The following is a 21,624-nucleotide window of genomic DNA, read 5'->3' on the forward strand; positions in this document are numbered from 1 at the left end:
ACAAATATGCTTTCAGACGGCCTTTCATTCAAAATAAAGGAGAAAAAATGAATACCGTTCAAATCAAAAACGTAACACTGGGCGCAGGCAGCCCCAAAATTGCCGTGCCGTTGGTGGCTAAAAATGCAGACGGCCTGCAACAAGCGATTGCCGGTTTGGCAGGATTGAGCTTCGATATTGTGGAATTTCGTGCCGATTTTTTAGACATAGCTGCTGATGCCGAAGCCGTGTTGGCGCAGACAAAAATGGTACGCCAAGCCTTGCTGGATACGCCGCTGCTGTTTACCTTCCGCCGTGCAGTAGAAGGTGGCGAATGCCCGTGCAGCGACGATTATTATTTCGACTTGGTTCACCGTGCGATTGAATCGGGTTTGGTGGATATTATTGATATTGAACTGTTTGCCGGTGATGAAAAAGTGCAAGCAGCGGTGCAGGCTGCAAAGGCTAAAGGTGTGGCCGCTTTGTTGTGCAATCATGATTTTGACAAAACACCGGCAAAAGAAGAGATTACAGGCCGTCTGAAAAAAATGGAAAGCTTGGGTGCGGATATTTGTAAAATCGCGGTGATGCCACAAAGCGCTGCCGATGTATTGACCTTGCTGGATGCCACGCAGGAAGTGTACCAAACTACCAAGCAACCGATTGTCACCATGTCGATGGGCAAGCTCGGTGTGATTAGCCGCTTGGCCGGACAAACCTTTGGCTCGGCCATGACCTTCGGCGCAGCAGCCAAAGCGTCGGCGCCGGGGCAGATTGGTGCGAATGATTTGCGTCAGATTTTGGATACTTTGGCTTAAGTCATTTTAAATGAATAGATTAAAGGCCGTCTGAATTTCAGACGGCCTGTTTATTAGAAAGGCAAAAATGAATTGGCATATTAAAGTATTTACCGAATTGAGCCATCTTGAATTGTGGCAAATTTATAAAAGCCGCGTCGATGTTTTCGTGGTAGAGCAAAATTGTCCTTATCCTGAAGTGGATGAAAAAGATTTACACGCGCTGCATGTGTTCGCCGAACAAGACGGCCAATTGGCTGCGTATTGCCGCATTATCGCGGAAGAAGTGTTGGTAAAAATCGGCCGAGTGCTGGTGGTGTCGTCTTTTCGGGAGCTGGGATTGGGCAGGGTGTTGATGCAGCAGGCTTTGCAAGCGGTGCAGCAGCGTTTCCCCCAGCAGGAAATTCACATTCAAGCGCAGCTTTATTTACAGCGGTTTTATGAATCTTTGGGCTTTCATAAAGTTTCGGATGAATATTTGGAAGACGGCATTCCGCATATTGATATGGTGTGGCGTAAACGTGAGACCATCTGAAAAATTGGCAATATAATCAGTTTAATGTATTCATTTTAAATAAATTAAGGCTATAATGCTTCATGATAAAGCCGCTTCAGACGGCCTCGTTAAACGGAAACTCTTCATGAAGCTCACTTATTTTGTCGTGCTGGCATTTGTCGGCGCGACGCTGCCTGCTTATGCCAACCAGTCGCTGCATGCCACCGGCAAGCTCGATAATGGTTTGACTTATCATATTTTCAAAATTCCATCGGCCGGCAAACGGCTGGTGACACGCATGAATGTCGGCGTGGGTGCAGCTGATGAAAATGCCGGAGAAGAAGGCATAGCCCACATCACCGAGCACATGGTGTTTCAATCTTCGCCGCAGAACCCGCAAGGTTTGTCCAACCGCCTGATGAAAGACGGCTGGCAGATGGGGCGACATTTCAACGCGCTCACGACTTACGACTATACCCGCTACATGCTGACCCCGCCGCGCGGAACCAAGCAGCTTGATGAAACCTTGTTGATTTACCGTCAAATTTTGCAGCCCAAGCAGTTTTCCGCTGCCGATTGGGAAAAAGAGCGGCAAGTGATTTTAAGCGAATGGCGCCAACAGCAAAGCCTGCAAAACCGCTTAAGCCGACAGCAGCATGAATTGATGTATAAAGGCGCGCGCCAAGGGCGGTATGCGCCGATCGGGCGTTTGGAAGCCATCGAAAAAGCTGATATGAAAACCGCCAGCGATTTTCACAACCGCTGGTATGGCGTAAACAATGCCGTGTTGGTGGTGATGGGCGATGTGAGCATTGATGAAACTTCTGCCCTGATTCAAAAAGCATTCGGCAGCTTGCAGCCGATTACCTTGAGTGAACGCTGCTACGAAGAATACGAACCGGCTTTGCAAAACGGCTGGCATATTGCGCAAGTAGCCGACCGCGACAATGCCGACAACAAATTATCACTGGTATTCCGCTTCAAAAAGCAGCCGACATCGGCTTACGAAGAGCATGCTTATCAGCGTTTATTGGATAATTTTGCCGCCTTTATCGTCAACCGCCGCATTCAGCAATCGGGCGAAGATGTGGTGTTGAAAATGGATACGCTGGGCCGCAATACCGGCGCGTTGGTGTTCCAATCCGAAACCGCGCCGAATCAGCATAGTGAAATGTTGAACGTGTTGCGTCATTTGCGCCAAGACATTTTAAATACACCGGCCACCAATGAAGAATTGGCGGAATATCGTAAAGCATTGCACGGCAATTTGTCGCCGCAAAAAGCCGGCATTCCCAATGATTTGAGCAAAGTGGCGGCCATGAGCGATGAAACCGTGTTGCGCGGTTTGCCCATGCCCGATGCCGAAATCCAAACCATAGACCGCAGCCAGCTTTACCGCATCAATGCCAAGGTGGTGAATGAGCGTATTGCAGATTGGCTAAACGCGCCGGATAAAATGATTCAGGTTCAGGCGCAGGCAAATGAAAAAGTGAAGCTGCCTGAAGTTTCTACATTGAATCAGGTGGTTAGGCCGTCTGAAAATGTTTCAGACGGCCTGACTGAACCGCGTTTTGTTGAAAACAAAGGCGGCAACATTGTTGCAGAACGCCAAGACACCAAATTAAACCTGCATTACCTGACCTTAAGTAACGGTGATACGGCGGTGGTAATGAAACTGCCGATGGCAGGCAATAATCTGTATTTCAAAGCTTTGTCCAATGTCGGCTATTGGCAGCAGCCGGAAAAAGCATGGCAGGCGGAAATTTTGGCTGATGTGTTGGCGCGTTCCACACCGCAGGGCATGAGCGCGGCCAGTTTTAGGCAATGGCAACAAAAGCAGGGTATACAGCAATACCGTTTCCGCTTGGAGGGCGATCATCAAACCACCGATGCACAAGCTGCCAAAAGCGCGTTGCCATCGGTGTTGCAGCTTTACCGTCAGCAGCAAATTGCCCCTGATTTCAGCGATTGGCAACAAGCCGTGAAGCGGGAAGAGTCGCGCTTCAAAGTGGCACAATATGCCAAGTCAGGGCGGCAACGCGATGCTTTGAACACATTACAATATGGTCGCAATATGCTGATGCCGTCTGAAAGCCATGCTTATGCCGGATTGAATGAAGCCGCTTTCCGGCAACAATGGCAAACGCTGGTGGCCGCGCCGACCACTTACTACATCGTCAGCAATCTGCCGATTGAAAATGTGAAGCCTTGGGTGGCGCAATATTTGGCCGATATTCCGCGCCAAGCCATGCCAGCCACAAAATATGCTTGGCAAAGTGGCCGCCAAATGCAGCACATTGCCGCCAACGATACGCAAGGCACGGATGTGCAGGCCTTGTCGTGGCAAACCATGCCGCAGCTTTCACCGGCGCAGCATGAGCAAATCAAGCTTTTGAACAATATCGCCAATGCACGTTTAAAAGACGAATTGCGCAGCAAGCAGCAAAGCGTTTATGGTGTGAAATTTCAGGCCGAACCGAATATCGGGCAAAACCGTATACAAAGCCGTTTGTCGTTTAATACGTCAAGCGAACAGGCGCAAGCCGCTTGGCATACCGCGCAAAAAGTGTTGAATGGTTTGCCTGATAATATCGGCTTCACTGAAGCCCGTAATCTGCGTAAGCTCTTTGTCGAGCAGGAAAACGCCCGCCGCCGCAAGCCTGAATTGTGGTTGGAGCGTTTGGTTACCAGCCATCAAAGCTACGGCGATGCGCGTTATCTGACGGAGATTCCGAATATTCCGGCAAGCTTCAGCCGCGGCCAATTGCGAGAAACGGCGAAATTAATGTGGTCAACAGAAAACGAGAAAGTTTTGATGATGACACCGCGACCATAAGCGTCCATAAAAATGCCATCTGAACAGGGTTTCAGACGGCATTGTTTTATAGTGTGTAATATTTTTCAGACTTGATTAGATTTACCGCCATCTTTCGGAATCAATAGCGCAATCGACAAGCACGAAAGCAAAGCGAGTGCCAACATCAGCCATAAAGCGGCTTGTGCGGCTTGGTGCACACCTGAAGCTTGCAATGCGCTGAATACCGTCGCGCCGGTAGCGATGCCGAAAGAGGCACCGAGTGCGCTTGCCATTTTATATACCCCAGCCGCGACACCGGCTTTTTCCAGCGGCGCATTGACCATCGCGCAATCAGCCGATGGCGTGGCATAGCAGCCCAATCCGAAGCCGAACAGAGCAAAGGAAATCACCACTTGAATCATGTAGGTTTCGTGGCTGACGTTGGTCATTGATAAGCCCAAAATGCCCGTGGCGGTAATCAATACGCCGATGAGCATAGGTTTTTTATAGCCGAATTTTTGCAGCAGTTTCTCGCTGACCCGAATCATGATTAACACCATCGCCAAATAGCCCAGCGATTTTAAACCAGCCTCAAACGGCGTTAAACCGTGGCCTTTTTGCAGATAAGTGTTGATGATGAAAATGGTGCCGGCGGTGCAGTTGAGCAGGAAATTGGATAAACATGCGCCGTTGTAGCCGCGGTTTTGAAACAGTGAAAAATCCAAAAAAGCCGCCGATTTTAAGCGGATTTCGGTGCGGAAAAACACCATGGCCATCACGATAAAGCTGATGAGCATGGCCAAAGTGAAGGGGTGGCTGAAGCCTAAGCGGAAACCTTTGGTAATCAATAAATTAAGCGCGAGCAAGCCCAATACGCAGGAAAACAGGCCGATGTAATCGTAGCGTGTGATGGCAGTTTGCGGTGATTTGCTTTCCGGTGTGCCACGTATCAGCAGCATGCCGATGATGGAAATCGCAATCGAGAGCAGGAAAATGCTTTGCCAGCCCAAATAAGTGGCGATGGTGCCGCCGACAAACGAAGACAAGCCCGAGCCGCCGAACGAACCAATCGCCCAAAAGCTAAACGCACGCTGTCGCGCAGCGCCGTGGTAATAATTTTTGATGATGGAAAGCGTGGCCGGCATGATGCAGGCTGCAGATAAGCCTTGAAACACACGCCCCAGCCCGAAACTGACAGGACCTTGGGCAAAATACAAAAATAAGCAGGCAACGATGTTGAGCAGGAAGCCGATATAGGTCAGGCGCACGCGGCCGAATTTATCTGCCAGCCCACCCATCAACACAATGAAGCAACCGGAAAACAGCGAGCCCAAACTAATCACCGCATTGAGTGATGTATCCGGCATGGCAAGGCTGCGTTGAATATCAGGCGCGACGTTAAACACAGCCTGATAAAACAGCCAAAACGTCAACACGCCCAACACCATGCCGAAAAGCAGGCGGTCGTTGCCTTCAAATGATTGAGAATGGTTTTGCATGGTTATTATCCTAACAATATTCAGACGGCCTGAAGACAGATAGGCCGTCTGAAAGATTAGCGTAAATATTTTTCAGTTAAAGCGCACCAATAAGCTGCCGCCGGCACGATAATCTCGTCATTGAAATCATAAAGTGGATTGTGCACCATACACGCGCCCGGTTCGTCGCCGTTGCCGACAAAACAATAATTACCATTGGGATTGGCTTCCAGCATGAAGGCAAAATCTTCGCTGCCCATCAATGGCGGCGCGGTATGTACTTTTTCTGCACCAAATAATTCGGTGGCCACTTCTCGGGCAAAGCGTGTGGCTTCAGCGCCGTTGATTAAAGGCGGGCAGCCGTTGATGTGTTCGATGGTGGCAGTCGCGCCGAAGCTGCTGGCCTGCGCTTGAGCAATTTCACTGATGCGACGGCACACCAATTCGCGCAATTCCGGCTTCAAAGTGCGCACAGTCAGCTTCATCAAGGCTTTTCCGTTGACCACATTGGGCGCATCGCCCGATTGAATACAGCCCACAGTCACCACGGCTTGATCGAGCGGGCTAACATTGCGTGATACGATGCTTTGCAGGGCAATGGTGATGTGGCAGGCAACCAAGGTGGCATCGATGCCGGATTCGGGCATGGCACCATGACCACCGACACCTTGAATGTGAATATGAATCGTATCCGATGACGCCATCGCCGAGCCTTCGCGGAAGTAAAATTCACCGGTTTTCATTTTCGGCATATTGTGTAAGCCGAAAATCATGTCGCAAGGAAACAAATCAAACAAACCGTCATCCAGCATCACACGGCCGCCGTAGAGCAATTCTTCCGCAGGTTGGAAGATGACGCGTAAAGTGCCGTTGAAATTACGGGTTTCTGCCAAACGCTGAGCCGCTGCCAATAAAATGGTGGTGTGTCCATCATGGCCGCAGCCGTGAAATTTGCCGTCTATTTTACTTCGCCAATCGTGCGTGCTTTCTTCATGAATCGGCAGTGCATCCATATCCGCACGCAAGCCGATGGTTTTATTGCCGTCGCCGTTTTTTAATGTACCGACCACACCGGTTTTGGCCAAACCGCGATGCACTTCATAGCCCCATTGCTGAAGCAAATCGGCAATGATGTCGCTGGTGCGTTGTTCTTCAAAACCAAGTTCGGGGTGTTGGTGGATTTGGCGGCGAAAGCGGGTAAATTCTTCTTCTCTTTGTTGCAGCGTTTGCAGATGGCTCATGACATTTCCTTTGGATTTTCTGAATTATTTTAGGTAGAAAAGTTCAATCATCGTAGCAACTTTGTTAACAATGCGCAAATACAAAAAGGCCGTCTGAAATATTTTCAGACGGCCTTTGATGATTGAATGTTATTGCGCTTTCAAGCGGGCAATGCGGTTGTCCAAAGATGGGTGGGTGCTCAACAGGGAATCTTTGCTTTCGCTGGCAATACCCATGGCATTCATTTCTTGTGGCAAATCGCTTCTGGCACCTTTCAAACGTTGCAACGCAGCAATCATTTTCGGGGCACCAACCAATTTGGCGGCACCGGCATCGGCGCGGTATTCGCGTTGGCGGCTGAACCACATCACGATGATGCTGGCCAAGAAGCCGAACACAATTTGCAACACCATGCTGACCATAAAATACATGCCGTTGGATGTGCTGCCGTCTTCATTGCGGGCAACCATGCCGGAAACTATGCGGGCGAGGAATACAACGAAAGTGTTGACCACGCCTTGAATCAAGGTCAGCGTCACCATGTCGCCGTTGCCGACGTGTGCCATTTCGTGTGCCAACACGGCTTCCACTTCATCGCGGGTCATGTGGTCAAGCAGGCCGGTGGATACGGCGACTAAAGAATTATTTTTGCTGGCACCGGTAGCGAAGGCGTTTGGTTCAGGGGAATGGTAAATGGCCACTTCCGGTGTTTTCAAATTCCATTGACGCGCTTGGGCTTCAACGGTGGACAATAACCAAGCTTCTTCTTCGCTGCGTGGTTGGGTGATCACTTCCGCGCCAACCGAACGTTTGGCCATGGTTTTGGATAGCAGCAGGGAAATAATCGAGCCGCTGAAGCCGACAACAGCAGAATAAACCAACAGGCTACCGACTTCATCGGTGCTGTTGATGCCTAAAACAGCCAGAACGATACGGATAACGATCAGGACGGCGATATTGGTTGCAAGAAACAAGAAAATGCGTTTCACCGGATGGATTCCTTTATGTTGGTGTGTGGTTTGTTTTTATACTGGCCGAGATGGCGCAGATTTGACGGTATTGTCTCAAAAAGGTTGATTTTAGGGAATAAGCTTTTGAGCAAAGGTATGCAAAGCTGACTGTTAGTATCTGTTGGAAAATAGGCACTTGTTCAAATTTTTGGGCTAAATATCTAAATCTCACTTGAAATAATCGAAAGGCCGTCTGAACGTTTCAGACGGCCTTGATGCAGCCATGAAAGATTATGATTGGCGTTGTTTTTCCGCCATCATTTCATGTAGGGTTTTCTTTGCCGGTTTCATCGGCACGCGGCTATCCGTCCAGCCCAATTGTTTATTTGGGGTTAAGGCGCGGAATTTGGTCGCTGCCCAGCCAAAAGCACGGTAGGCTTTTTTGCCGCTGAAAATGCCGTTAAACGTGCGCCATGCCATTTGTTCACCAAAGGTATGCGATGCACCTTGGCCGCGAATCGGATGCGGAACTACTTCGCTTGGCGAGCGCTGGGCTTCTACGCGCAGACGTTGCATTTGCTCGGTAATCGGGATGCGTACCGGACATACTTCCACACAAGCGCCACACATACTGCACGCAGTCGGCAGATCGCTGGTGCTTTCCAATCCGAGCAGGTGCGGCGACAGGATTTCACCAATCGGGCCCGGATAGGTGGTGCCGTAAGCTGCGCCGCCGATACGGGTGTACACCGGACAGTGGTTCATACACGCACCGCAACGGATACATTGCAAAGTGCGGCGCATTTGGTCTTCGGCATAGGCTTGCGTGCGGCCGTTGTCGAGTAACACCAAGTGCATTTCCTGCGGGCCGTCCAACTCTTCGCTGCGGCGCGGGCCGGTAATCATGTTGAAATAAGTGGTGATGTTTTGACCGATGGCCGAACGTGGCAGCAAGCTATACAGCGGCGGCACGTCCGACAATTTGGCCACCACTTTTTCAATGCCGGTAATGGCAATATGCACTGGTGGCACGGTAGTCGATAAGCGACCGTTGCCTTCGTTTTCAACCAAACACAAGGTACCGGTTTCGGCGACGGCAAAGTTCACGCCGCTCAAGCCCACGTCGGCAGTGCGGTAAATATCGCGCAAGGCCATGCGGGCAAAGCCGGTAAGCTGGTCAACGTCATCGGTCAGCGGCGTATCCAAATTTTGATGGAACAATTCGCTGACTTGCTCTTTGGTTTTATGGATGGCAGGCATCACGATGTGGGTCGGTTTTTCACCGGCCATCTGAACGATAAATTCGCCCAAATCGCTTTCTACCGCACGAATGCCGTTGTCTTCCAAATAATGGTTCAGCTCGATTTCTTCGCTGACCATGGATTTGCCTTTGACCATCAGTTTGCCGTTGTGGGCATTCATAATATTGTGAATGATGGTGCAGGCTTCGGCAGGCGTTTCCGCCCAATGCACTTTTACACCCAAGCGTGTCAGGTTGGCTTCGAGCTGCTCCAGCAAATCAGGCAGGCGGGAGAGTGAGCGTTGGCGGATGTGTTCACACAAATCGCGCAGGGTTTGCAATTCTTCTTCGTCTGACAACACGGCTTTGCGCTTGGTCATCAGCATATCCATTGCCGTGCGCAGGCTTTTACGCAAGGGTTTGTCCTGCAATGAAATAGCGGTGTTTTGCTTGAAGGTTTCCGGCTTCATGTGAAATTGGATGGTTTGGCTGCTCATACGGTTTCCTCCAAATCGGCAGGTGAAATGTGATCAGGCAGAATCGCCAGCACAACCAAATCGCGCGGGCCGTGTGCACCGTAGGCCAGCGTTAATTGGATATCGGCGGTTTTCGATGGGCCGGAGATGAGAATCACGTTGGTCGGCATACCGTTTTCAACCAGTTTTTCGCCTTCAACGGCATGGTGAAATTCACCATACATTTTGCTGGTGTCAAACAGGCAGAAATGCACAGGTGGCACCAAGCTCAAGCTGCGTGGTTGCTCGGGGCTGGATTCCAGCATGATAGTGCCGGTGCGGGCGATGCCGCATTTTGAGCCGCTGAAACCGGCATCGATTTGCTGGAAAAATTCGTCTTTCCACTCTTCGATTTTAAGGTCGAACGACAAGGCTTCGATGTTGCTGCCTTCCAAGGCGGCTTGGGCTTTGAGGCCGTCTGCAGTTTGTAATGGCAATAAAATATTTTTCAGGCCTTTTTCTTCTGCCGCTTGGCGGAACACTTGCGGCCAATTGTCGCGGGTCACCCAATAAATCTCGGTTTTCACCGCGCGCATGGTCACTGCCCAATGTTTCAGACGGGCGGTTTCGTTTTCCCAAGTTATTTCGTTTTGGCGGTAGTAATCAGCGGTGTTCGGCTCAATCATCGGGTAGGCATCGGCTTTTCTCAGCTTGGTCAGAATATTGTCGCGTGCGCTCATGCTTTGCCTCCGGTGCGTTCTAATAAGAAGGTGGCAATGTGTTTCGGTGCCGGCATGTTGGGTTCATCTTTGGCAATTTTGCCGCCGATGTTCATCATGCAGCCGCAGTCGGCACTGATGATTTCAGTGGCTTGGGTTTCTTTCAATGCGGCGACTTTATCGCTGACCATGGCACCGGAAATGTCGGGATGCTTAACCGAGAATGTGCCGCCAAAACCGCAACACTCACTTTCGTGGTCGTGCACGATGCGCTCGACATTTTCCATGCCGTCAATTAATTCCCAGCCGGAAAGATGTACATTCATTTCACGACGTGCGGCGCAAGAAGTATGAACCGCCACTTTTACTGGTGCACCTTTGTCTTCAGGGTGATAGCCGATGGCTAAGAGAAAATGGGTAAATTCGATAACGCGCTCGGCGATGTCTTTGGCTTTCGCTTCGTACGGCGTGCCTTTAAACAAAGTTGGCCAATGGTGTTTCATCATGCCGCCGCATGAGCCAGACGGCACAACAATCGGCCAGTTTTCAGGAAACAGATCCAATTGCGCTTTGGCTACTTCAAATGCTTCTTGCGGATGGCCTGAAGAATAAGCAGGTTGGCCGCAGCAGCTTTGATTCATCGGGAAATGGGTGCGAATGCCTTGCTGCTCGATTAAGGTCATGGCATCCATGCCGGCTTCGGGCATGAAGATGTCGAGAACGCAGGTGCCGAAGAAATAGGCATCGGTCGGCACGCTGTCGAAACGGATAATGGGGGTAGGGGTTTTTACGCTCATTTTGGTAGAGATTTCTTTATTGTAATGAGTAAAGGATAATTTTGTACTTTAAGCAATTCGATGTAACAGGTCAAGTTGAATTTTTCAAAATAAATTTACCGATAGATGGTTGAAAGCTAAAGGGCTTATGCCTTCTGATATTTTATATTTTGGTAATCATTCTCATTAAATTTAAGTTATAATTTGTTTATATAGGAATGAAAAATAATTTTCAGACGGCATATTGTGATAAAAAGTCTCAGGCAGTCTGAATCTATCTGAACGCAAAGTTTTTTCAGACGGCCTTAAAGCCTTGGTGGCCTTTAAATTCAGGTACAATGCCCGATATTGATGAAAAGAAACATTAATTAAGCCGAATCATGATGACCCAAGCTGCGAAACCTTCCCGCTGGCTGCCGCTGTTGATGGCTATTGCCATTTTCATGCAGATGCTGGATGCCACTATTTTAAATACCGCGTTACCCAAAATTGCCGAAGATTTGCACGAATCACCGCTGAATATGCAAATGGCGGTGATTGTTTATACCTTAACTGTGGCGCTCTTGATTCCTTTAAGCGGCTATTTGGTTGACCGCTTGGGCACGAAAAAAGTATTTCTCGCTTCTATTTCGATTTTTATGCTGGGTTCGCTATTGTGTGCTGCTGCGCCCAATTTGCCGATGTTGGTGTTGGCTAGGGCGGTGCAAGGGATTGGCGGCTCAATGTTGGTACCGGTGCCGCGTTTGACCATTTTGCGTGTGTATGAAAAGTCGCAGTTACTCAATGCGTTTAACTACGCGGTGATGCCGGCTTTAATCGGGCCGGTGTTGGGACCGTTGGTAGGCGGTTATTTGGTGGAATATGCGTCTTGGCATTGGATTTTTTTGCTGAATCTGCCGATTGGTTTGATGGGCTTAATCGTTGGCTGGAAAATTATGCCTGATGTTAAAGGTGAGAAAACGGCCTTGGATTTGAGCGGGTTTTTGATGTTTGCCGCGGCGGCGTGTGCGCTAACCTTATCTGTGGAAATTGTGTCTCATACCAATGCTGCTCCCTTTTCATTGCTGCTGGCAGCAACGGGCGCGGTGTTGATGTGGCTGTATTACCGTCATGCGAAAACCACGCCCAATCCGATTTATGCCGGCCATTTGTTTAAAGTGCGCACGTTCCGCTTAGGCTTAACCGGTAATTTGCTCAGCCGCTTGGGGATTAGCTCGATACCGTTTTTGCTGCCTTTATTGTTTCAGGTGGCCTTTGGGTATAGCGCGAGCCTGTCGGGTTGGCTGGTGGCGCCGATTGCGTTGGCTTCGTTGCTGGTGAAGCCTGCCATTAAGCCGATTATGGCGCGATTTGGTTATCGTAATGTATTGATTTGGAACACGCGCATTTTGGGTGTGTTGATTATGCTGTTGGCGATACCGGGTGCAGAAGCGCCGTTGGTGGTGTGGGTGATTTTGTTGCTGCTGATGGGTACTTGCAATTCTATTCAGTTTTCATCGATGAACACGCTCACGCTGGCGGATTTACGCGGCTATCAAACCGGCAGCGGCAACAGCCTGATGGCGGTGAATCAGCAATTGGCGATTGCGTTGGGCATTGCCTTGGGCGCACTGATGCTTCAGCTTTGGCGTGGCAGCAGTTTCGCGCAAACGGATTTACATATTGCGTTCCAGCTTACTTTTATTGGCGTTGGCATGATTACTTTGATATCCAGCCTGATTTTTAGCCGCTTACATGTTACTGATGGCCAAAATCTTACAGGCTGAGACCTTTGCAAAATCTCCATCTTTGGCACATTTCTTCGTTATGCGCTGCTCGAAAGCTTGCCTATCTTTGTGATATGCCTGTGCTTTCTGTGCTGCTATAACTTTGAACTGTGCTCAAATCTGGAGTTTTGCAAAGGTCTCAAACTCGCAATAAAAATCAGGTAAAATGCGCAAAGCAACAATTTAAATTCATTTTTTCAGACGGCATGCAAGGAATAAACCTGCACTGGTGTATTGTATTTTCATGAGGCCGTCTGAAAACCATTATCTCAATGAAGACAACCTTATTAACATTCATGTTACCAGCGTTTCTTGTCGGCTGCGCCGCTTTGCCACCTTTAGATGAGCGGACAGAAAGCCAATATATCGAAGTGGATTCTGCACCGCGCTTGGAAGCGATTTTAAAACCGTCGCAACAAGGCGAGATTGATGATGATCCGGCGACTTCAGGCATCTATTTGTTAAACGATGCGCATGAAGCCTTTGTCGCGCGCGCGGCTTTGATTGAAGCGGCCGATGTCAGCTTGGATTTGCAATATTATATTTGGCACAACGATATTTCCGGTCGCTTGCTGTTTAATCTGGTGCACCGTGCTGCCGAGCGCGGTGTACGCGTGCGCATGCTTTTGGATGACAACAACACCAACGGTTTAGACAATGTTTTACTGGCGCTCGACAGCCACCCGAATATCGAAATCCGCTTGTTTAATCCGTTTGTATCGCGCAAATGGCGTGCGTTAAGTTATCTCACCGACTTTCCGCGACTCAACCGCCGCATGCACAATAAATCGCTGACGGCCGACAACCGCGCCACCATTCTCGGCGGACGCAACATCGGTGACGAATATTTCCAAGTCGGCGAAGACACCGTGTTTGCCGATTTGGATATTTTGGCGACCGGACCGGTGGTGACGGATGTGTCCGAAGATTTCGACCGCTATTGGGCGAGCAATTCTTCCTATAATGCCACCAGTGTGATTAAAAAAGGCAGCATAGAAAAAGGCTACCAAGAGCTGGAATGCGACCGCTCAGACAGCAATGAAGTTTTAGCCAAATACCGCAAAGAAGTCGAAAATTCGGGCTTGTTTAAATCCATGCAAGAAAACAATATTGAGTGGTTTAACGTGCATACCCGCCTGATTAGCGACGATCCGGCCAAAGGCTTAAACCGCGACCGCTCCAAGCAGCCGATTAGCCAGCGCTTATTTGCCGCATTGCAAAAGCCGCAAGAAAGCATTTATTTGGTGTCGCCGTATTTTGTGCCGACCAAAAGCGGTACAGAAGCCTTGTCGCAGATGGCCAAAGAAGGCATTGATGTGAACGTGCTGACCAATTCATTGCAGGCAACCGATGTGGCGGCGGTGCATTCGGGCTATGTGAAATACCGCAAGCCCTTGCTCAAAGCCGGCGTGCATCTTTATGAATTGCAGCCCAACCATGCCGTGCCGAAAACCAAAGACCGCGGCTTGACCGGTAGCTCGGCCACCAGTTTGCATGCCAAAACCTTTATCGTCGATGCCAAGCGGGTGTTTATCGGCTCATTCAATCTCGACCCGCGTTCGGCACGCCTGAATACCGAAATGGGCGTGGTTATTGAAAGCCCTGAAGTGGCCGGCATGATGCAGCGCAGCTTGGTGGAAACCACGCCGAAATACGCCTATAAAGTGACCATGAACAAATTCCACAAGCTGCATTGGTATAATCCCGAAGACGGCAAAACCTACGGCAAAGAGCCGGAAGCAGGTTTTTGGAAACGTGTGACCGCGCGCATATTGTCGTTCCTGCCGATTGAAAGTTTGCTGTAAGGCCGTCTGAAAAGCGAAAGGAAAAGCGATGAAATCGATTTGGAAAGCTTTGTTTTTAGCTGCAAGCGCAACGCTGTTGGCTTCGTGTGGCACCACCGCCAAAAAGCCGAAGAAAACGGTGAAAACTGCCAAGCAGGCACCGACGCGCAAAATCCAGCCTGTGCGCATCAGCCATATCGACCGCGCACATGGTTCGCAAGAAATCATGATTCAAAGCATGGGCTTGGTCGGCACGCCTTACAAATGGGGCGGCAGTACCACCGCTACCGGCTTCGATTGCAGCGGCATGATTCAATACATCTACAAAAACGCACTCGGCGTAAATCTGCCGCGCACCGCCCGCGATATGGCCGCCGCTTCGCGTAAAATCCCCGACAGCCAATTGAAGCCGGGCGATTTGGTGTTTTTCAACACCAGTAAGCGCACCAAGTATTCGCATGTCGGCATCTACATTGGCAACGGCGAATTTATTCACGCACCAAGCAGCGGTAAAACCATTCAAACCGAAAAACTGACCAAGCCGTTTTACGCCAAAAATTACTTGGGCGCGCATACCTTTTTCATCAATTGATGCCGTCTGAAAAGCAATATTTGTTAAGTCATCATTAAGGCCGTCTGAAAATATTCAGACGGCCTCAACCCAATCAAAATAAGGAAACATCATGCACACAGAAGCCGTGTTAACCGTATTGAAAAATTTGCAAAACCACATCTGCGCCGCATTGGAAGCCGAAGACGGCGGCGCGGTGTTTGTGCGCGATGAATGGACGAGCAAACTCGGCAAAGGCGAATCACGCGTGTTGAAAAACGGCGCGGTGTTCGAGCAGGCAGGCGTGAATTTTTCCCATGTTAAAGGCGAAAAAATGCCTGCATCGGCTACTGCGCACCGCCCCGAATTGGCCGGTGCCGCATTTGAAGCCATGGGTGTGTCGCTGGTGATTCATCCGAAAAATCCGTATGTGCCAACCAGTCATGCCAATGTGCGTTTTTTCATTGCTTATCCTGAAAACCAAGCACCGGTGTGGTGGTTTGGTGGCGGCTTCGACCTGACGCCGTTTTACCCGTTTGAAGAAGATATTTTGCATTGGCACCGCGTGGCGGAAAATCTGTGCCGCCCATTTGGCGCGGAAGTTTATCCTGAATACAAAAAATGGTGTGACGACTATTTCTATCTCAAGCACCGAGGCGAAACCCGCGGTGTAGGCGGCCTGTTTTTTGACGACTTAAACCGCTGGGATTTCGACACCTGCCTGAACTTTATCCAAGCTGTCGGCGAAGGTTATGTGCAAGCTTATCAACCGATTGTTGCCAAACGCAAAAACACCGCATATGGCGAACGCGAACGCAATTTCCAACTTTACCGCCGCGGCCGCTATGTCGAATTCAATCTGGTGTGGGACAGAGGTACGCTCTTCGGTCTGCAAAGCGGCGGCCGCACCGAAAGCATTTTGATGTCGATGCCGCCGCTGGTGCGCTTTGAATACCAATATCAACCGGAAGCAGGCAGCGATGAAGCGCGTTTAAACGGGTTTTTAACGCCGCGAGATTGGTTGAATGAATTGGCATAATGTTGAGGCCGTCTGAAAGCCCTATTAATTTCAGACAGCCTCAAACCTCAATAAATGAAAAGTAAATACAGGTATAGCAAACTCATCTTTATTTCATATTAGAAAACGACAAATTAAGATACTGATTTGCGCCTGATTGGTATAAAATAACGACTTTATTTTTGTTAACAATTTCCCCATTTTTCAGACGGCCTTTAAATACGCCACCATAAACAAAGGAACACAACATGCCGGACTACCGCTCCAAAACCTCTACCCACGGCCGCAATATGGCCGGTGCGCGCGCATTGTGGCGTGCCACCGGTGTGGCTGACGCCGATTTTGGCAAACCGATTATTGCCATTGCCAACTCGTTTACCCAATTCGTGCCGGGTCACGTTCACTTACACAATATGGGTCAATTGGTGGCGCGCGAAATCGAAAAAGCCGGTGCGATTGCCAAAGAATTCAACACCATCGCGGTGGATGACGGTATCGCCATGGGGCACAGCGGCATGTTATACAGCCTGCCAAGCCGCGATTTGATTGCCGATTCGATTGAATACATGGTTAATGCCCACTGCGCCGATGCGCTGGTGTGTATTTCCAACTGCGACAAAATCACCCCGGGCATGTTGATGGCGGCCATGCGTTTGAACATTCCGACTATTTTCGTATCCGGCGGTCCGATGGAAGCGGGTAAAGTGATTGGTGCGATTAATATTGCCGACGAGCGTCGTTTGGACTTGATTGACGCCATGATTGAAGCGGCGGACGACAATGTTTCCGATGTGCAGATTCAGGAAGTCGAGCAAAACGCGTGTCCGACTTGCGGTTCGTGTTCCGGCATGTTTACCGCCAACTCAATGAACTGCCTGACCGAAGCCTTGGGCTTGTCGCTGCCGGGCAACGGCTCTTACTTGGCTACCCATGCCGGCCGCAAAGATTTGTTCTTGGAAGCAGGCCGTCTGATTGTCGAGATTACCCGCCGCTACTACGAACAAGACGATGAATCGGTATTGCCGCGCAGCATCGCCACCAAAGCCGCTTTTGAAAACGCCATGACCATGGACATCGCCATGGGCGGCTCGACCAACACCATTTTGCACTTGCTGGCCGTGGCCAATGAAGCCGGTGTCGATTTCAAAATGGCCGACATCGACCGCTTGAGCCGCGTGGTGCCGTGTATCTGCAAAACCGCGCCGAACAATCACGATTACTACATGGAAGATGTGCATCGTGCGGGCGGCATTTTCGGTATTTTGAAAGAGCTGGAAAAAGCGGGCAAACTGCATACCGATATTCCAACCATTCACGCGCCGACTTTGAAAGAAGCCATTGCCAAATGGGACGTTACCAATCCGGAAAACACCGAAGCCATCGAACGCTTCAAAGCCGCACCGGGCGGCGTGCGCACCACGCAAGCCTTCTCGCAAAACCGCATGTGGAAAACGCTCGATCTCGACCGTGAAAAAGGCTGTATCCGCAGCGTCGAACACGCTTATTCGCAAGACGGCGGCTTGGCCGTATTGTTCGGCAACATCGCCGAGCGCGGTTGCGTGGTGAAAACCGCCGGTGTGGACGACAGCATTCTGAAATTCACCGGCCGCGCACGCGTGTTTGAAAGCCAAGATGCTGCCGTAGAAGGCATTTTGGCTAACGAAATCGTGGCCGGCGACATCGTCATCATCCGCTACGAAGGCCCAAAAGGCGGCCCGGGTATGCAGGAAATGCTGTATCCGACTTCTTATTTGAAATCAAAAGGTTTGGGCAAAGCCTGCGCCTTGCTGACCGACGGTCGCTTCTCCGGCGGTACTTCAGGGTTGAGCATCGGCCACGCTTCACCGGAAGCGGCAGAAGGGGGCGCCATCGGTTTGGTGAACGAAGGCGATACCATCGAAATCGATATTCCAAACCGCAGCATCAACCTGATGATTTCCGATGAAGAATTGGCACAACGCCGTGCCGAGATGGAAGCACGCGGCAGCCAAGCTTGGAAGCCGGTCAACCGCGACCGCTACGTTTCCCAAGCCCTGCGCGCATATGGCCTGATGGCGACTTCCGCCGACAAAGGTGCCGTGCGCGACGTATCGCAGATCGAACGCTAATCGGCAGTAACAGGCTGTCTGAAATATTGAAATATCATGTTTCAGACGGCCTGACGAAAGAATGTGATGGATAAATTCGTTATCGCCATGATTGCCTTAGCCGTCATCTTATTGATTTTGATAGGCGGCGGTTTTGTGGCGACCGAATATTTGAAGAAACATCCGGATACATTCCAAGTGCAGCCGAAAAGGTGAATTGATTGAGTATTAAGGCCGTCTGAAAAAATAGTATTTTCAGACGGCCTTGGTTTTATCTTTGGTAGAATGCCGTTATCCAAACAATTATGCTGAATGGCTTAATCAAGGCCGTCTGAAACGCAACCATGAAATCCCTTATTCTTTGGCTCAGCCTGTTTGCCGCTGTGTTCGCCTTTTTTCAATACCAGCAATCGCCCAAAATCGCACCGGAGCAGTTGCTGCAGGCGAGTGCGCCGCAGGATCGTGCGGCGGTAGCAGGCTTGGACGGCTTGAGCTATTTGAACTTCTTGCGCGAAACGGCCGGTTTGCAGTCCTTGGCGCATTCGACGATATTGGAGCAATCTGCCCGCAATCATGCGCTGTATCTGACTGAAAATCCCGATGACGGTCATGATGAACACAATCGCGCCAGCCGTTATTTTACCGGCAACAGGCCGTCTGAACGGGCAAGGCGGGTGGGTTATCTTTATGATGGTGTGCATGAGAATGTCAGCACCAGCAGTCGTTTTCAGGATGCGGATAGGGCGGCTGAATTTGCTGTGCATCAGCAGCTTGACGGTTTGATGACGGCAATTTATCACCGCTTTTCTTTGTTGGAGCAAAGCATTAACGAAGCCGGCGTGGCCTATGAAAGCGGCCGCAATCATACTGCTTTGGTGGTGAATCAAGGGCATAAAGGGTTTAACCGATTGTGTGGTTTAGGCCGTCTGAAAGCTGAGCCAAATCGCCATTACTACAAGCAGTCGTGTCACAACGGCGCGGTGGTGTATGCCGATGAAGTGCAAAACCGCCGCGAGCTTTTATACACTGTTTACCCGATGGGGCATTTTGCCATGCCCGATTTTCAAGGCGAACGGCCGGATCCGATGCCGGGGCATGAGTTTACCGGCAATCCGGTGAGCATTGCTTTTTCCGAGCAAGCAGGGCGCGTGGAAATGCGCTCGTTTAAATTGTATCAAGGCGAGCAGGAAATCACCCACAAACGCGTGTTAACCCAACACAACGACCCGAACCGGCAATTTAGCGCGCGGCAATTTGCGCTGTTTCCCGTTCGGCCTTTGGAATACGACACGCTGTATCGGGCGGTGTTTGAGTTTGAGCGCAAGGGTAAACCGGAGCGCGCTGAATGGACATTCCGCACCAAAAAACCGGATTATCCGTATTTTATTGTCGAAGGCGGTGAGAAACTCTCGCTGCAGTCGGGCGAGAAATATTTTATCCATTGGCGCAATCGGTGGTGCTTAAAAACCTGCCCGCAATTGGTCTATCAGCAGCGCGGCGGAGCGAAATTGGAAGTGTTGGAACGGCAAATCGGCGGTGTGTTGGTACGTGTGACGGGTGTGGCAGGTGGCGATGTGCGGCTGATGTTTGAAGGCGAGAAGGAAAAAGCGTTGGCACTTTATCTTGCTTCTTAAATGAGTAGGCCGTCTGAAAGCCATTCAGACGGCCTAAACAATTGTTGCCAAGCCGTTTAAGGATTATCGAAATTTAACCGGAAAGCTGTTAAAATACCGTTTTCATCCCATCGGCTGCCATGATGACTAATCCGAAAATTCAAGCCAACACGCGTTATGCGTTTGTGTGTATTGCGTTGATGATGTTGACGTTTTTGGTGTTTGTCGTGTTAATGGTTGCGCCTTTGGGCTTGAGCATGAATCATCAAATTATGGCCATGCGCGTTTCGTTGTATGCGCTGGTGCTGTTTGCTGTTTTGGGCGGCATTTTTTCCATCAGAGTGGCTATGCTGCGTAAAAACAGTACGAAAGTAATCAAATGAGCGAACACCAAATCCCCGAAGAAATCCGCCTGCAAAACGGCCGCGTCGCCCTGACTTTGGTTTACAATGGCGAACACAAAAGCCTGCCGGCCGAATTTTTGCGCGTGTATTCACCCAGCGCTGAAGTGCGCGGCCATGCGCCGGGGCAGGAAGTTTTACAAACAGGCAAAGCCGATGTCACCATTATGGGCTTGGAGCCGGTCGGCCAGTATGCACTGAAAATCACTTTTTCAGACGGCCACGACAGTGGTTTGTATGATTGGCCGTATTTACACAAATTGGCCTACCAATATGATGAAATGTGGGCCGATTACTTGCGCCGCATTGAATTGGCCGGCGCATCACGCATTCCGACAGCTGAAGATTTGGCGGCGCAAGCCAAAGCCGGTCATTCTTGTGGCGGCGGCAGCTGCGGTTGCAGCCATTAAGCAGAGACACAACCTATTCCATTGAAGAAAGCAGATTATGAGCGACCACAAAACCCACTTCGGTTTTTCAACCGTCGATGAAGATGAAAAAGCCGGCAAAGTTGCCGAAGTGTTCCACTCGGTAGCGAAAAACTACGACATCATGAATGACGTGATGTCGGGCGGTTTGCACCGTGTGTGGAAGCATTTCACCATCAATACCGCGCGTTTGAAAAAAGGCGATAAAGTGTTGGACATCGCCGGTGGTACAGGCGACTTGTCGCGCGGTTGGGCAAAACGCGTGGGTAAAGAAGGCGAAGTGTGGCTGACCGACATCAATTCATCAATGCTCACCGTTGGTCGCGACCGTTTGCTCAACGAAGGTTTGATTTTGCCGGTATCGCTGGCCGATGCGGAAAAATTGCCGTTTCCGGATAACTATTTCAACTTAGTTTCGGTGGCGTTTGGTTTGCGCAACATGACACACAAAGATGCCGCATTGAAAGAAATGTACCGTGTATTGAAACCGGGCGGCACGCTGCTGGTATTGGAATTTTCTAAAGTTTACAAGCCATTATCCGGCGCATACGATTTATATTCGTTTAAATTGCTGCCGGTGATGGGCAAGCTGATTGCCAAAGATGCTGACAGCTACCAATACTTAGCCGAATCCATCCGCATGCACCCTGATCAAGAAACGCTGAAGCAAATGATGCTGGAAGCCGGCTTCGATAGCGTGGATTACCACAACATGAGCGCGGGCATTGTGGCCTTGCATAAAGGTGTGAAGTTTTAATTTTAGGTTGGTGTGAACCAATCAATAAAGGCCGTCTGAATTTCAGACGGCCTTACATTCGCCTAACAAGTGCAATTTCCAATAACAGAAAAGGCCAGTATGCGGTAGTATACTGCCTTTTCTGACAAGAAAGATTGCAATATGACCTACACACAACTGACCTCACACCAAAGATACTACATTTCCAGACATTACCGCAACCTACCCCTAAACCAAATCGCACAGAACATCGGTTGTCATCCCGCCACCGTCAGTCGGGAAATCAGACGGCATTCCGTCAACGGAACCTACTGTTACCGAAAAGCACAACAG

At 50.0% G+C, this 21,624-nt stretch carries 20 protein-coding genes; 14 read left to right on the plus strand and 6 right to left on the minus strand.

Going from position 1 to position 21,624, the window contains the following annotated elements; translation table 11 throughout:
- Positions 1-47: 47 nt before the first annotated feature.
- The 3 genes from aroD (at position 48) to CRG49_RS04850 (ending at position 4,108) form a co-directional block, all read left to right on the plus strand.
- Positions 48-797, plus strand: coding sequence for a type I 3-dehydroquinate dehydratase (gene aroD / locus CRG49_RS04840; RefSeq protein ID WP_095502578.1), 750 nt, complete (start codon positions 48-50; stop codon positions 795-797).
- Between the two features lie 67 nt (positions 798-864).
- Positions 865-1,311: a GNAT family N-acetyltransferase gene (locus tag CRG49_RS04845; RefSeq protein ID WP_095502579.1), complete on the plus strand. Its 447-nt coding sequence runs from the start codon at positions 865-867 to the stop codon at positions 1,309-1,311.
- 106 nt (positions 1,312-1,417) lie between these two features.
- The gene (locus tag CRG49_RS04850) at positions 1,418-4,108 is read left to right on the plus strand and encodes a M16 family metallopeptidase (RefSeq protein WP_195714699.1); all 2,691 of its coding nucleotides are present in this window, start codon (positions 1,418-1,420) and stop codon (positions 4,106-4,108) included.
- 65 nt (positions 4,109-4,173) lie between these two features.
- On the opposite strand, the gene CRG49_RS04855 is transcribed toward CRG49_RS04850, so the two are convergent.
- From CRG49_RS04855 to CRG49_RS04880, 6 genes are all read right to left on the minus strand, one after another.
- Positions 4,174-5,568 (minus strand): MFS transporter, encoded by a 1,395-nt coding sequence (locus tag CRG49_RS04855; RefSeq protein WP_095502581.1) that lies wholly within the window; start codon positions 5,566-5,568, stop codon positions 4,174-4,176.
- A gap of 56 nt (positions 5,569-5,624) precedes the next feature.
- Positions 5,625-6,788, minus strand: a complete 1,164-nt coding sequence (locus CRG49_RS04860; RefSeq protein WP_095502582.1) for a M20 aminoacylase family protein — start codon at positions 6,786-6,788, stop codon at positions 5,625-5,627.
- 129 nt (positions 6,789-6,917) lie between these two features.
- Complete coding sequence (gene htpX / locus CRG49_RS04865; RefSeq protein ID WP_095502583.1) at positions 6,918-7,757, minus strand: protease HtpX; 840 nt, start codon at positions 7,755-7,757, stop codon at positions 6,918-6,920.
- 252 nt (positions 7,758-8,009) lie between these two features.
- Positions 8,010-9,455, minus strand: coding sequence for a LutB/LldF family L-lactate oxidation iron-sulfur protein (locus CRG49_RS04870; RefSeq protein ID WP_095502584.1), 1,446 nt, complete (start codon positions 9,453-9,455; stop codon positions 8,010-8,012).
- On the minus strand, positions 9,452-10,153 hold the full coding sequence (locus CRG49_RS04875) for a lactate utilization protein C (RefSeq protein ID WP_095502585.1): 702 nt from the start codon (positions 10,151-10,153) through the stop codon (positions 9,452-9,454). The genes CRG49_RS04870 and CRG49_RS04875 overlap by 4 nt, the downstream gene beginning before the upstream one ends.
- The gene (locus CRG49_RS04880; protein WP_095502586.1) at positions 10,150-10,929 is read right to left on the minus strand and encodes a (Fe-S)-binding protein; all 780 of its coding nucleotides are present in this window, start codon (positions 10,927-10,929) and stop codon (positions 10,150-10,152) included. Before CRG49_RS04880 ends, CRG49_RS04875 begins: the two co-directional genes overlap by 4 nt.
- Positions 10,930-11,288: 359 nt before the next feature.
- Between CRG49_RS04880 and CRG49_RS04885 the strand changes: the two genes are divergently transcribed.
- The 11 genes from CRG49_RS04885 to CRG49_RS13835 form a co-directional block, all read left to right on the plus strand.
- Positions 11,289-12,674 (plus strand): MFS transporter, encoded by a 1,386-nt coding sequence (locus CRG49_RS04885; protein ID WP_095502587.1) that lies wholly within the window; start codon positions 11,289-11,291, stop codon positions 12,672-12,674.
- 272 nt (positions 12,675-12,946) lie between these two features.
- Complete coding sequence (locus tag CRG49_RS04890; RefSeq protein WP_095502588.1) at positions 12,947-14,479, plus strand: phospholipase D family protein; 1,533 nt, start codon at positions 12,947-12,949, stop codon at positions 14,477-14,479.
- A 28-nt stretch (positions 14,480-14,507) separates the two neighbouring features.
- Positions 14,508-15,050 (plus strand): C40 family peptidase, encoded by a 543-nt coding sequence (locus CRG49_RS04895; RefSeq protein ID WP_095502589.1) that lies wholly within the window; start codon positions 14,508-14,510, stop codon positions 15,048-15,050.
- A 91-nt stretch (positions 15,051-15,141) separates the two neighbouring features.
- The gene (gene hemF, locus CRG49_RS04900; RefSeq protein WP_095502590.1) at positions 15,142-16,047 is read left to right on the plus strand and encodes an oxygen-dependent coproporphyrinogen oxidase; all 906 of its coding nucleotides are present in this window, start codon (positions 15,142-15,144) and stop codon (positions 16,045-16,047) included.
- 227 nt (positions 16,048-16,274) lie between these two features.
- Positions 16,275-18,134 (plus strand): dihydroxy-acid dehydratase, encoded by a 1,860-nt coding sequence (ilvD, locus tag CRG49_RS04905; RefSeq protein ID WP_095502591.1) that lies wholly within the window; start codon positions 16,275-16,277, stop codon positions 18,132-18,134.
- Positions 18,135-18,200: 66 nt separating this feature from the next.
- Positions 18,201-18,329 carry a hypothetical protein gene (locus CRG49_RS13705; RefSeq protein ID WP_255408370.1) on the plus strand — a complete coding sequence of 43 codons (129 nt, stop codon included), beginning with the start codon at positions 18,201-18,203 and terminating at the stop codon, positions 18,327-18,329.
- A 128-nt stretch (positions 18,330-18,457) separates the two neighbouring features.
- The gene (locus tag CRG49_RS04910; protein WP_095502592.1) at positions 18,458-19,747 is read left to right on the plus strand and encodes a CAP domain-containing protein; all 1,290 of its coding nucleotides are present in this window, start codon (positions 18,458-18,460) and stop codon (positions 19,745-19,747) included.
- A gap of 122 nt (positions 19,748-19,869) precedes the next feature.
- A complete protein-coding gene (locus CRG49_RS04915) occupies positions 19,870-20,109 on the plus strand; it encodes a cytochrome b6 (RefSeq protein WP_229437043.1) in 240 nt (79 codons plus the stop codon).
- Positions 20,106-20,537 (plus strand): gamma-butyrobetaine hydroxylase-like domain-containing protein, encoded by a 432-nt coding sequence (locus CRG49_RS04920; RefSeq protein WP_095502594.1) that lies wholly within the window; start codon positions 20,106-20,108, stop codon positions 20,535-20,537. Before CRG49_RS04915 ends, CRG49_RS04920 begins: the two co-directional genes overlap by 4 nt.
- 37 nt (positions 20,538-20,574) lie before the next feature.
- A complete protein-coding gene (gene ubiE, locus CRG49_RS04925; protein ID WP_095502595.1) occupies positions 20,575-21,312 on the plus strand; it encodes a bifunctional demethylmenaquinone methyltransferase/2-methoxy-6-polyprenyl-1,4-benzoquinol methylase UbiE in 738 nt (245 codons plus the stop codon).
- Between the two features lie 141 nt (positions 21,313-21,453).
- Positions 21,454-21,624: helix-turn-helix domain-containing protein (locus CRG49_RS13835; protein ID WP_157807890.1), on the plus strand; the 171-nt coding region annotated here is incomplete at its 3' end.

The sequence above is a fragment of the Neisseria sp. N95_16 genome, from assembly GCF_002551535.2.
In the GTDB taxonomy this organism is placed as follows: Bacteria; Pseudomonadota; Gammaproteobacteria; order Burkholderiales; family Neisseriaceae; genus Neisseria; species Neisseria brasiliensis.

Coding starts and splice junctions, on each gene's coding strand:
- CRG49_RS04850 (WP_195714699.1), top strand. CDS start 1,418: ATGAAGCTCACTTATTTTGTCGTGCTGGCATTTGTCGGCGCGACGCTG.
- CRG49_RS04855 (WP_095502581.1), bottom strand. CDS start 5,568: ATGCAAAACCATTCTCAATCATTTGAAGGCAACGACCGCCTGCTTTTC.
- CRG49_RS13705 (WP_255408370.1), top strand. CDS start 18,201: ATGGATAAATTCGTTATCGCCATGATTGCCTTAGCCGTCATCTTATTG.
- ubiE (WP_095502595.1), top strand. CDS start 20,575: ATGAGCGACCACAAAACCCACTTCGGTTTTTCAACCGTCGATGAAGAT.
- CRG49_RS04910 (WP_095502592.1), top strand. CDS start 18,458: ATGAAATCCCTTATTCTTTGGCTCAGCCTGTTTGCCGCTGTGTTCGCC.
- CRG49_RS04895 (WP_095502589.1), top strand. CDS start 14,508: ATGAAATCGATTTGGAAAGCTTTGTTTTTAGCTGCAAGCGCAACGCTG.
- CRG49_RS04880 (WP_095502586.1), bottom strand. CDS start 10,929: ATGAGCGTAAAAACCCCTACCCCCATTATCCGTTTCGACAGCGTGCCG.
- CRG49_RS04915 (WP_229437043.1), top strand. CDS start 19,870: ATGACTAATCCGAAAATTCAAGCCAACACGCGTTATGCGTTTGTGTGT.
- CRG49_RS04920 (WP_095502594.1), top strand. CDS start 20,106: ATGAGCGAACACCAAATCCCCGAAGAAATCCGCCTGCAAAACGGCCGC.
- CRG49_RS04870 (WP_095502584.1), bottom strand. CDS start 9,455: ATGAGCAGCCAAACCATCCAATTTCACATGAAGCCGGAAACCTTCAAG.
- CRG49_RS04875 (WP_095502585.1), bottom strand. CDS start 10,153: ATGAGCGCACGCGACAATATTCTGACCAAGCTGAGAAAAGCCGATGCC.
- ilvD (WP_095502591.1), top strand. CDS start 16,275: ATGCCGGACTACCGCTCCAAAACCTCTACCCACGGCCGCAATATGGCC.
- CRG49_RS04860 (WP_095502582.1), bottom strand. CDS start 6,788: ATGAGCCATCTGCAAACGCTGCAACAAAGAGAAGAAGAATTTACCCGC.
- CRG49_RS04890 (WP_095502588.1), top strand. CDS start 12,947: ATGAAGACAACCTTATTAACATTCATGTTACCAGCGTTTCTTGTCGGC.
- CRG49_RS04845 (WP_095502579.1), top strand. CDS start 865: ATGAATTGGCATATTAAAGTATTTACCGAATTGAGCCATCTTGAATTG.
- hemF (WP_095502590.1), top strand. CDS start 15,142: ATGCACACAGAAGCCGTGTTAACCGTATTGAAAAATTTGCAAAACCAC.
- aroD (WP_095502578.1), top strand. CDS start 48: ATGAATACCGTTCAAATCAAAAACGTAACACTGGGCGCAGGCAGCCCC.
- CRG49_RS04885 (WP_095502587.1), top strand. CDS start 11,289: ATGATGACCCAAGCTGCGAAACCTTCCCGCTGGCTGCCGCTGTTGATG.